The sequence below is a fragment of the Candidatus Obscuribacterales bacterium genome (genome assembly GCA_036703605.1).
GTDB lineage: Bacteria > Cyanobacteriota > Cyanobacteriia > RECH01 > RECH01 > RECH01.
Window position 1 is genome coordinate 1 of the sequence record DATNRH010001200.1, and the last position, 11,834, is coordinate 11,834.

The window sequence follows — 11,834 nt, forward strand, 5'->3', positions numbered from 1 at the left end:
GATCAGCGTAAACAGGGGCGGATTCACAAACGGCTCTGGGTTCATAGAAAATTACGTGATGTTAACATTTGTAACAATAGTATAGTCAACAATCGTCCCTCCCAACGGCTTTTGCTACCAGTCTTATGGCATGGGTGCTGGCGGGCTAGGCATCGGAACCCTTGAGGCGTCCCAAGTCCTGCTTAACCTGAGCGAGTCCATCGGGATTGTCATTCAGCGCATAGGCATCACAGGCTTGGAGGAGCGATCGCACCGCTTGGGGCTGCTGCTTGAGATTAGCCAAGGCTCGCCCTCGGTTGTGGAACGCTTCGGCAAACTCGGGGCTGTGCTGCAGAGCTTGGGTGAACGAATCCACGGCTTGGCTGTAGCGCTGGGCTTGGAACGCCGCGTAGCCTGACTGGAAACAGGCGATCGCTTCCGGTGGTTCCGTTCGTGCAGCTACAACAAGGGCGATCGCGTCGGCAAAGGGCGGCGTTTGGCGGCCGGGGCCGTAGGCGCGCACCATCACGATTCCAGCAAAGAGGGCGATACCGCCGATGGTAATCAGCCAGGCGAGAAAATTAATGCGTTCCATCAAGATGCACTCCGGGATTGAGGGTTTCGGCGCGTAGGGCATCCACACATTGGCGGGCAGTGCGCCCCGATCGCCCATTGTGGCGAGTGGCCCATTGTAGGGCCCGCTGCTGGAGCATGTCATCGGGCAGGTTCAGCCCCGCCTGCTCTGCCAAATGTCGGACGATCGCGAGGTAGGTGGTTTGATCCGCTGGCTCAAAGGTGAGGGTGAGGCCAAAGCGATCGCTAAAGGAAAGTTTTTCCTGCACCGTATCCCAGGCATGGATTTCATCGGCATCGCTAGGGCGGGGGCGATCGCCAAAAAATTCGCGGATTAAATGGCGGCGATTCGACGTAGCATAGACCACTACATTTTGGGGACGGGCGGTGAGGTTGCCTTCCAGAACAACTTTCAGGGCTTTGTAGGCATCTTCCTCTTCTTCGAAGGACAGATCATCTACAAAAATGATGAACGATTGGGGCAGATCCCGCAGGCGATCCACAATGGTGACTAGGTTGGCCAAATCGGACTTGGTGACCTCAATCAGCCGTAGCCCTTGGTCAGCGTAGCGATGCAGCAACGCCTTCACCAAGGATGATTTACCAGAACCCCGACTGCCGTAGAGCAACACATGCAGGGCTGGCAGGCCGGCCAACAAGGCTTCGGTATTACGCAACAGAATTTGCTTTTGGTCGTCATAGCCCACCAGGGAGTCTGGATGCACCGGATCGGGGTAGGCGATGCCGAGAAACTGGCCGCTCTGCCAGCGCAGGGCGTGATAGTCGGCAAACAGGCCTACGCCGTGGTGGCGATAGTAGGCGGCGAGATCCGGCAGGGCATCACCCCAGTCCTCCAATGTTGTCAGCGTTGTCCAAATAGCAGACTGGCGATCGCCCTCGGTGGCGCAGATTGTCCAGGCGGGCGGGGTGAGGGGAGCGATCGCTCCCACCCAGGCGGCCACCTGCTCTCCAGTACAGCGGTAGAGGTGCTGCAGTTGCCGTAGGTCGTAGCGGGCTGCGTCGAGGATAGCGGGGGGAAGGGTATCCCAAGTTTGGCGCTGGGCCAGCAGACTGAAGGAATTGGGCGATCGCACTATCTGGGTGAGGATGTAATCAGGCCAGCTCTGACCGCGTTGGGCAAGAGTCGAGAACCATTGTCCATAGGCTTGGAGCACGGTGATGGGGTTGGGTGGCTCTTGGCTCAGGGTCTGTAGGAGATGGAGAAATGCTTGACCAGCCTCGTCTTGCAAGACGGATTGGTAAAGCAACAGCGCTGCAGCTTGATGCTGAAGCATGGGGATAGTCGAGCAGGAAGACGAATCAGTCACAGCTAGGGCAGAAAAAACGGCAGTAGATTGCTCAATGTGCCTCAAAAGCTTAGCCCATTTGCTCCGCTTCAGTTCAACCGTTCTGCTGACAGGATGCAGCCGACAGAGTGTTGCAGATGGTGTGACCGGAGGACTTGCTCGCCCAGGCTAAAGATTTACATGGATGCTGCTGACGTTCAAGCTTGTGGCTGTAAAGATAGAAAAAGATCAGTACCCTCATCTTTTTATTGCTTGATACGTAGCAAGCCCTGTGGATTGGTAGGATACGTTTGCAGTAGTGCAATGCATCAAGTCCTTATGAAACGGTGCGTTACGGCTATACCTAACAGCACCCTACACCACGGTTTATCGAGATCCATCTACGTATCAAGAGAATTGAGATATCTCCTGTGCCAATGCTAGGGTTACCCCAAGCAGGGTTCATAGACTTGAGCACGACCTTCGCTAAGATTACTCATCCGTTCCAACGTCACAAGGTGGTTCATCATGGCTCAAAAACTGGGACAGGAGCGATCGCTCTCCCAAGTAGGTGTGATCACGGTTATGGGATTGCTGTGGGTGTCGCTGCCCGTGCAGGCTCAAGTCACACCGGGACAGGATGAACTAGGAACGGAGGTGCAACAACGGGGCGATCGCTTCCTGATCCAAGGCGGCACCTTGTCTGGCAATGGTGAAAACCTGTTCCATAGTTTTGAAGCCTTTGGGCTATCTGCAGAACAATGGGCTACCTTTCGCACCGATGCCGAGGTGCAGACCATTCTGGGTCGAGTCGTAGGCGGTAATCCGTCGCTGATTGACGGTTTGATTCGGGTGACAGGCAGCAATGCCGACCTAGTGTTGATGAACCCAGCGGGCATCTTGTTTGGCCCCAATGCTCGGCTCAATGTCCCAGCATCGTTCACTGCTACGAGTGCCGATCGCATCACCTTCGGCGATCGCTTCTTCAGCAGCAGCGAGAGCAGCAACTATCGCGATTTGCTAGGACAACCCGATGGCTTCACCTTCCGATTGAGTGAACCGGGAGCGATCGTCAACGCGGGGCGGCTGCAGGTCGATCCAGGCGCATCAATTACCCTCCTCGGCGGCACCGTGGTAAATACCGGCACGCTGATCGCCCCTGGGGGCACCATCATCCTAGCGGCGGTGGAGGGCGAGCAGTATGTACGCCTTCAATCCGAGGGCATGCTCCTCAGTCTTGACCTAGCAGCGGCTCCGACGGCGTCCGGCACCCTACCGCTGAGCGCTCCCTCTTTGCCAGAACTGCTGACCCGCCCCGGTCTACGCCATGCTACCGGTGTGCAGGTAAACCCAGACGGCACGGTGATGCTCACGGGCTCTCAGATCTCCATTCCTACGGAGGCAGGGACAGCGATCGCTTCGGGACGCTTAACAACCGCGAGTGCTGAGTCCCAGGGGTCTCAGATTAATATCTTGGGCGATCGCATTGGCGTTCTGGACGCTACCCTCAATGCTTCAGGGCCCACGGCGGGGCAGGTGCGTATCGGCGGTGGCTACCAGGGCAATGATCCCATACCCAATGCCCAAACGACGGTGGTTAATGACGGTACGCGTATTCGTGCGAATGCCCTAACGCCCCAAGCCGAAGGGGGTGAGGTGGTGATCTGGTCAGACGGTACCACCAGTTTTGCCGGACGAATTCTCTCGCGAGGGGGAAACGGTGGGCAGGGTGGCTCGGTGGAAATCTCAGGACGGGAGTCCTTGCTGTTCCGTGGCCTGGTGAACACCCGCACCCCCAACGGCACCCCCGGCACTCTGCTGCTAGATCCAGACAATATTCTGATCGTAGCTGGAGACGGCCCAGCTCCTGATGACGATCAACTGGCTGATCAACAAATTCTGGCGGGTGATACGCCCGGCAGCACCTTCACCATTTCCCAAGCGGCGCTAGAAAATGCTTTGCAGAATGCCGATACGATTCTGGAAGCGACCAATGATATTCGCATCGAACCCCTCAATGGCGGTGAGTTGCTCGGTACGTCCCTGGGTTACTCCCTCACCTTCATCGCTGATTCTGACAACAGCGGTGTGGGCACCTTCCGCATGAGTCGTAACGATACTATTTCCACCATCGGCGGCGATATTAATATTTCTGCCGCGCGCATCATTGCGGGAAATCTCAACACCAATAATGATTTTGGGGTGGGCGGAACAGTTGATTTAATGGCCGGAGACTCCATTTTGGCTGGCAACATCTCAACCTCAGGCGAGTTTGCCGATTCTGGGGATGTACGCATGATGGCTGGCGGCGATATTCAAGTGGGTGGAATCGACACCTTTCCCATCAGTGAGGTCGGTGAGGTGGCTGGGTCAGTCACCATTCTCAGCGTCAACGATCCTGACAATCCCACCGTGGATATTCGCGCCCTGCCCAATCTCAACAGTGCGACCAATCCTGCTGGGGATGTCACGGTTGAATACATCGATGCATCGAGCTTTTTTGGACAAGGGGGCGATGTCACCCTCACGGGCGATCGCGTCTTGATTACAGGACGGACGTTTAATGAAGGGGGTGCGCCCAGTATTGATACCAGGGGCGATACTATCTTTGCCCCGACTGAACCCACTGAACCTGGCCCCATTGAACCTGGCCCCATTGGCCCCGTCCTTCCCATGCCCGTTGGCGATAGTAGTGGTCAGGTACGCATTACCCATGCGGGTGGCCCCGATAATGTGCCCTTTACCGTGGGGGATGTGTCTAACCTCAACGGTACGGCGTTTGATATTGTGACCGGCATGGTGACACTTACGGAGGGGACGGCCAATAGTGTATTTCCTGTCCCTGTGACCGGGGAGAATGTACGTACGTTTAATAACATCAGTGGTGATGAACGCATTCGCATTACTGGGGTGAATGCAGCGCCTACGCTAACGGCGATCGCCACCCCGATTGAGACCGATATCGACCAGCCTATTCGCCTGACCTATGAAGATTTGCAACTGCTGGTGAGCGATCGTAACAATGACAACACCGTTGTGCGATTAGTGGCAGTGCTTGGGGAACTACGGCGCAACGGCGTACTCCTCGCTCCCGGTGATATTATTTTCCCCGGTGACGAGCTAGATTACACCCCACCAGCAGGTGAAACGGGGCTGATTGCCGATGCTATTACCCTGAGTGCTGGAGATTTCAATCAGGGCGTTCCCATTTTGGCGGAATCTGACCCCGTGGCGATCGCGGTTAACATCCAAGTCGAGGAACCACCGGAACCACCGGAGCCGCCCGAACCGCCGGAACCACCGGAACCGCCTGAGCCGCCTGAGCCGCCGGAACCACCTGAGCCGCCTGAGCCGCCGGAACCACCGGAGCCGCCGGAACCGCCCGAACCACCGGAGATCACGCTGCCACCGGGTGCGATCTGTCCACCGTTCTGTGGGACAGAACCACCTGAACAGGCACAGCCGCCCTTGCCCAGTGAAAGCCCAATTCCCATCGCCACCATCGATGAAGGGCAAATCGTGCTGCAAACCATTGAGGAAGAAACCGGGATTAAGCCTGCCATCCTCTATGTAGACTTCGTGCCCCGAACGCTAACGCTACCCCATGACTTTAATGCGCTCGAAACAAGTACCACCGGGGACATCGCCGATCATTTAGATCGCTTCATTGAACCAACTCTACGGGTGGTACCAGAATCCAGTCCTGACGATATCTTAGAACTGCTGCTGGTAACCTCATCCGGGAGCCCTGTGCGGGTGACGGTGCCTGGCGTAACACGCCAACAGGTGCAAGATATGGCCGACTCGATGCGCCAACAGATCACCAATCGCCTGAGTCGTCCTGAGCAATACCTGCCGCCTTCCCAACAGCTTTACACCTGGCTGATCACGCCAATCTTGGCGGATCTGCAGGAGCAGGAGGTGGAAAATCTGGTCTTCATCATGACTGCGGGATTGCGATCGCTCCCCGTTGCGGCGCTCCATGATGGCAATCAGTTCCTGGTGGAGCAGTACAGCATTGGTCTGATGCCCAGTCTCAGCCTGACGGATACTCGCTATGTGGATATTCGTGACACGTCGGTGTTGGCCATGGGAGCCTCGGAGTTTACTGATCAACTGCCCCTTCCAGGGGTGCCCTTAGAGGTGCAGGGAATCACCGAGGAGCTGTGGCGAGGGCAAACCTTCTTGAATGAGTCTTTCACGTCGGAAAATCTGCGGTTTCAGCGATCGCAAACCCCCTATGGCATTGTTCATCTGGCTACCCACGGCGAATTTAAGCCGGGCAACCTGGCCAATTCCTATATTCAACTGTGGGATCGGCAGCTTAGCCTGAGCGATATTCGTCAACTGGGGCTCGACAGTCCGGCTGCGGAACTGCTGGTGCTCAGCGCCTGCCGCACCGCCTTGGGGGATGAAACGGCGGAACTGGGCTTTGCTGGCTCTGCAGTGCAGGCTGGGGTGAAGTCGGTGTTGGCTAGCCTTTGGTATGTGAGCGATCGCGCCACCCTTGTCTTTATGCGTGAGTTTTATACTCAACTGCGCACGGCTCCCGTCAAATCCCATGCGTTGCAAGCCGCCCAACAAGCAATGATCCAAGGGGATTGGCAGGTTGAAGAAGGAGAGTTGGTAGACAGGGAGGGCGATCGCTTGATTCTGCCGCCCTCATTAGCCTTTGATGGCAGTGGAGACGATCTATCCCATCCCTTTTACTGGGCAGCTTTCACCATGGTGGGTAATCCTTGGTAGGACGAGAGTATAGGACTGGTAGGACTGGCTACACTAGTACAACCAAGGTTCTTAGGTCGGACTTCGCCGACTTAGACTATATAGCTGTGGTTTCAATCACCTGGCTTTTACAAACGCCATGATATTTCCACCCCTTTGTCTAGAAGACAAGGGGGTGGAAGTTAAGGCAGCGTGATGCGGGTATTGAAAGATCTGGTGTAGAACAACGGTTTGATGCGCCTGAAATCGTCTGAACTTGTTGCAATGTATACGATTTCACCCAAGTGTTGAGTACCCAAATGGGTAAGTCAAGACGACATGATGCGGTTGACGGCGGTCAGGTATATACTTAGAGCGCAAGCTTTTCCAGGCAATATAACGGGTTTTCTCACTACGTAAATTCCCTCAGTAAACAACCGTACAATGTAGTCGTACCTGTCTTAAGCTGCTTGCTGAATGTTGGGTCAGGTGAAGGCGATCGCTCAGATGATTGGATGAAAGAATCAAGATTGCAGCCACTGGGAGCATGAAGCTTTCAGCTTATTTCCTATTCAGATTCCTTCGTCTGTTCAACCTGCGCCACCGTCATTGAACTCACCTGCCAATTTGCTTCAAGACCATCAGGCAAAAGGGCCTGGTTCGTAGCCTAGTTCGCATCATGTCGCTCGTCGTCACATATCCGGTCTACTATCACAAGGTGGTTCATCATGGCTCAAAAACTGGGACAGGAGCGATCGCTCTCTCAAGTAGGTGTGATCACGGTTATGGGATTGCTATGGGTGTCGCTGCCCGTGCAGGCTCAGGTGACACCAGGTCAGGATGAACTGGGGACAGAGGTGCAACAACGGGGCGATCGCTTCCTGATCCAAGGCGGCACCTTGTCTGGCAATGGTGAAAACCTGTTCCATAGCTTTGAAGACTTTGGGCTGTCGCCAGGGCAGTTAGCCAACTTTCGCACCGATGCCGAGGTACAGACCATTCTGGGTCGAGTCGTAGGCGGTAATCCGTCGCTGATTGACGGTTTGATTCGGGTGACAGGCAGCAATGCCGACCTAGTGTTGATGAACCCAGCGGGCATCTTGTTGGGTGCCAATGCCCGTCTAGACGTTCCGGCATCGTTCACTGCTACGAGTGCCGATCGCATCACCTTCGGCGATCGCTTCTTCAGCAGCACTGAGAGTAGTGAGTATCAAACCTTGCTAGGACAACCCGATGGCTTCACCTTCCGATTGAGTGAGCCGGGAGCGATCGTCAACGCGGGGCGGCTGCGAGTGGATCCAGGCGCATCGATTACCCTCCTGGGCGGCACCGTGGTGAATACGGGCACGCTGATCGCCCCGGGTGGCACCATCACCCTGGCGGCGGTGGAGGGCGAGCAGTATGTGCGCCTTCAATCCGAGGGCATGCTCCTCAGTCTTGACCTAGCAGCGGCTCCGACGGCGTCCGGCAGCCTACCGCTGAGCGCTCCCTCTTTGCCAGAACTGCTGACCCGCCCCGGTCTACGCCATGCCACCGGCGTGCAGGTGAATCCAGACGGTACGGTGGTGCTCACCGGCTCTCAGATCTCCATTCCTACGGAGGCAGGGACAGCGATCGCTTCGGGACGGTTGGCAACTGCGAGTATCGAGTCCCAGGGGTCTCAGATTAATATCTTGGGCGATCGCATTGGTGTGATTGACGCCACCCTCAACGTTTCAGGGGCTACGGCGGGACAGGTGCGTATCGGCGGCGGCTACCAGGGCAATGATCCCATACCCAATGCCCAAACGACGGTGGTCAATGACGGTACCAGTATTCGTGCCAATGCTTTCACCTCCCAAGCCGAAGGAGGCGAGGTGGTGATCTGGTCAGACGGTGAGACCAGTTTTTCTGGGCGGATCATGGCCCGAGGGGGAGAGGGTGGCCGGGGTGGCTCGGTGGAAATCTCAGGGCGGGAGTCCCTACGGTTCCGTGGACAGGTGAATACCCTCACTCCCCATGGCACCCCTGGCACCCTGCTGCTGGATCCAGAAAACATCCTGATCGTAGCCGGAGATGGCCCAGCTCCTGATGACGATCAACTAGCGGATCAACAAATCCTGGCGGGTGATGCGCCCGGCAGCACCTTCACCATTTCCCAAGCGGCGTTAGAAAATGCGCTGCAGAATGCCGATACGATTCTGGAAGCAACGAACAACATTCGCATTGAGCCGCTGAATGGCCGTAGGCTCAGCGGCAGTTCTCTGGGTACCTCCCTCACCTTCATTGCTGATTCAGACAACAGCGGTGGGGGTACCTTCCGCATGAACCGCAATGACACGATCGCTACCTTGGGCGGTGATATCACTATTTCTGCAGCGAGCATCATTGCAGGAACTTTCGATACGACTCGTGACTTCGGGGGCAGCGGAACGATCGAATTAAGGGCCGAGAACTCCATTCAAACCAGCGACATTAAGACAGGCAGTATTTTCAGTAACGCTGGGGATGTGCGCATCATTGCTGGGGGAGATATTCGAACTGGCGGCATCGATACGTCGTTCAGGTCTAGCGGGAGCGGTGATGCGGCTGGGTCGGTGACGATTCTCAGCATCAACGATCCCAGCGTAGATATTCGCACGTTGTCTAGCTCCGATAGTGCGACCAATCCTGCTGGCAATGTCACGGTTGAATATATTGATGCATCGAGCTTTTTTGGCCGAGGGGGGGATGTGATCCTCACGGGCGATCGCGTCTTGATTACGGGGACGGTGAGTGAAGAGGGTACGCCTAGTATCGATACAAGTGGTGCCATCTCTGAGACCAGCCGCACCAGGCGGGTTGTGGACGAAAGTGGTCAGATCCAAATTACCCATTCGGGCGGCATCAACGATGTGCCTTTTACGGTGGGCGATGTGTCTGGGCTGAACGGCACGGCGTCTGATATTGTGGCTGGCACCGTGACCCTCACCGGGGGGAGAGCCAATAGCGTATTTCCTGTGCCTGTGATTGGAGAAAGGATCCGCACGTTTAATGACGCCAACGGTGATGAACGCATTCGCATTACTGGGGTGAATGAAGCACCCATCCTAAGAAGGAATGCCCGATCGTTTGAGCGCGATCAGTCGGACAGACGTGTCCCTGATGAGGTGGCGGACGTGCGGGTGCCCGATAGCAACAGTGACGTTGTCGCTACGTTGAATGAGGGGCAGATTGCCTTGCAAATCATTGAGGAAGAAGCCGGTGTCAAGCCTGCCATCCTCTATGTGGACTTTGTGCCCCAAACGCTAACGCTACGCCATGACTTTAACTCAATAGAAACAGCCATGAGTGGGGATGTTGCCGATCATCTAGATCGCTTCATAGATGCGCCGCTGCGGGTGATACCGGAACCTAGTCCTGACGATATCCTAGAACTGCTGCTCGTCATACCATCCGGGGATCCCATTCGGGTACCGGTGCCTGGCGTAACGCGTAAACAGGTGCAAGATATGGCCGACTCGATGCGCATGGAGATTACCAATCCCCGGAGTCGTCCTGAGCAATACCTGCCGCCTTCCCAACAGCTTTACACCTGGCTGATCACGCCGATCTTGGCGGATCTGCAGGAGCAGGAGGTGGAAAATCTTGCCTTTGTCATGACTGCGGGATTGCGATCGCTCCCCGTTGCGGCGCTCCATGATGGCAATCAGTTCCTGGTGGAGCAGTACAGTCTGGGTCTGATGCCCAGTCTCAGCCTCACAGATACTCGCTATGTGAACATTCGTGACACGTCGGTGTTGGCTATGGGAGCCTCAGAGTTCACCGATCAACTGCCCTTGCCGGCCGTTCCGTTGGAGGTGCAGGGGATCACCGAGGAGCTGTGGCGAGGACAAACCTTCTTAAATGAGGCGTTCACGCTAGATAATCTGCGGTTCCAGCGATCGCAAACCCCCTATGGCATTGTTCATCTGGCTACCCACGGCGAATTTAAGTCGGGCAGCCTGGACAATTCCTATATTCAACTGTGGGATCAGCGGCTGAGCCTGAGCGATATTCGTCAACTGGGGCTCGACAGTCCGGCAACGGAACTGCTGGTGCTCAGCGCCTGCCGCACCGCCTTGGGGGATGAAACGGCGGAACTGGGCTTTGCTGGCTCTGCGGTGCAGGCTGGGGTGAAGTCGGTGTTGGCTAGCCTTTGGTATGTGAGCGATCGCGCCACCCTTGTCTTTATGCGTGAGTTTTACACTCAACTGCGCACGGCTCCTATTAAATCCAATGCGTTGCAGTCCGCCCAACAGGCAATGCTCCGGGGCGACTGGCAGGTTGAAGAAGGACAGTTGGTCGATCGGAATGGCGATCGCCTGATCTTGCCGTCCTCTTTGGTCTTCGACGGTAGCGGAGAGAATCTATCCCATCCCTTTTACTGGGCAGCTTTCACCATGGTGGGTAATCCTTGGTAGACCCAGATCGGAGCAATGATCGCCCTATCGTTATGGCGTACTCTCAACGGTAGCGGTGCTAAACAGCACTTGACCATTCCGAACCGCAGCCAGATCAATTTCTAGCGGCCCTGGTGTAGAAATAGTGGTGGCAGCCACGGCGCGAATTTCAATGGGAACGCTGTATTGCCGGAGTTGCTGAAAGAAAGCGATCGCTGCCTCCGATCGCCCCCCAGCAATCGTGATCGTTTCGGCCAAGATCCCAGCCTGGCGGCCTTGAAAGCGGCTGGCGGAAATTAATAATTCGTACTGTTCAACCAGTTCAGCATTGGTGAGCTCCGATGGATTCACGGAGACCGACGCGATCACGTCTCCCTGCTGAAAAATCACTCGGTTGACGGCGGCGACAGCATAGACCTGAACACAGGCTTCTCCAGCCAAAACGCAGGGTTCACCCACCACATAATTGCCGGCTGAAAAGACTCGGACAATATATTCACGGCCGTCTTGAATTTGTTCCTTGATTTGCTCAACCTGCGCCACCGTAATTTGAATCACCTGATCTTGCTCAACGGCGAGGATATCCGGCAGAATGGCACGGGTTGCCACGCGATTGGCTTCATTGAGCAAACGGTTGACAGCCTCAGTGGCTAGGTCAGGATTTTGCAAACGCACTCCGCTAGAGGCTAGGGGCTCATTGCGTAGGAGAGCCACATTCCCTTGGCGCAACCCCAGAAACTCTCGCTCTAAAACGGTAATATCGCTCTGGAGTTCAGCCTGTTCCTGCTCTAAGGCTGATAGACGGGTTTCTCGTTCGGCGATCGCAGCATCCCGTTGAGCGATCGCGGCATCCCGTTCGGCTAGCTCTAGCTCTCGGTTAGCCAAAAGCTGG

At 55.9% G+C, this 11,834-nt stretch carries 5 protein-coding genes; 2 read left to right on the forward strand and 3 right to left on the reverse strand.

Going from position 1 to position 11,834, the window contains the following annotated elements:
• Positions 1-145: 145 nt before the first annotated feature.
• Both V6D20_24925 and V6D20_24930 read right to left on the reverse strand, forming a co-directional pair.
• Positions 146-574 carry a tetratricopeptide repeat protein gene (locus V6D20_24925; GenBank protein HEY9819026.1) on the reverse strand — a complete coding sequence of 143 codons (429 nt, stop codon included), beginning with the start codon at positions 572-574 and terminating at the stop codon, positions 146-148.
• A complete protein-coding gene (locus V6D20_24930) occupies positions 561-1,880 on the reverse strand; it encodes an ATP-binding protein (protein HEY9819027.1) in 1,320 nt (439 codons plus the stop codon). The genes V6D20_24925 and V6D20_24930 overlap by 14 nt, the downstream gene beginning before the upstream one ends.
• Before the next feature lie 486 nt (positions 1,881-2,366).
• Here V6D20_24930 and V6D20_24935 point away from each other — a divergent pair, with 486 nt between their 5' ends.
• Together V6D20_24935 and V6D20_24940 are read left to right on the forward strand one after the other, a co-directional pair.
• Entirely contained in the window at positions 2,367-6,584 is a 4,218-nt protein-coding gene (locus tag V6D20_24935) for a CHAT domain-containing protein (GenBank protein ID HEY9819028.1), read from the forward strand.
• A gap of 686 nt (positions 6,585-7,270) precedes the next feature.
• Positions 7,271-10,963 (forward strand): CHAT domain-containing protein, encoded by a 3,693-nt coding sequence (locus tag V6D20_24940; protein ID HEY9819029.1) that lies wholly within the window; start codon positions 7,271-7,273, stop codon positions 10,961-10,963.
• 30 nt (positions 10,964-10,993) lie between these two features.
• On the opposite strand, the gene V6D20_24945 is transcribed toward V6D20_24940, so the two are convergent.
• Positions 10,994-11,834: hypothetical protein (locus V6D20_24945; GenBank protein HEY9819030.1), on the reverse strand; the 841-nt coding region annotated here is incomplete at its 5' end.

Excerpts from the sequence above, each read along its gene's own strand:
- V6D20_24935 (HEY9819028.1), top strand. The coding sequence starts at position 2,367 with ATGGCTCAAAAACTGGGACAGGAGCGATCGCTCTCCCAAGTAGGTGTG.
- V6D20_24940 (HEY9819029.1), top strand. The coding sequence starts at position 7,271 with ATGGCTCAAAAACTGGGACAGGAGCGATCGCTCTCTCAAGTAGGTGTG.
- V6D20_24925 (HEY9819026.1), bottom strand. The coding sequence starts at position 574 with ATGGAACGCATTAATTTTCTCGCCTGGCTGATTACCATCGGCGGTATC.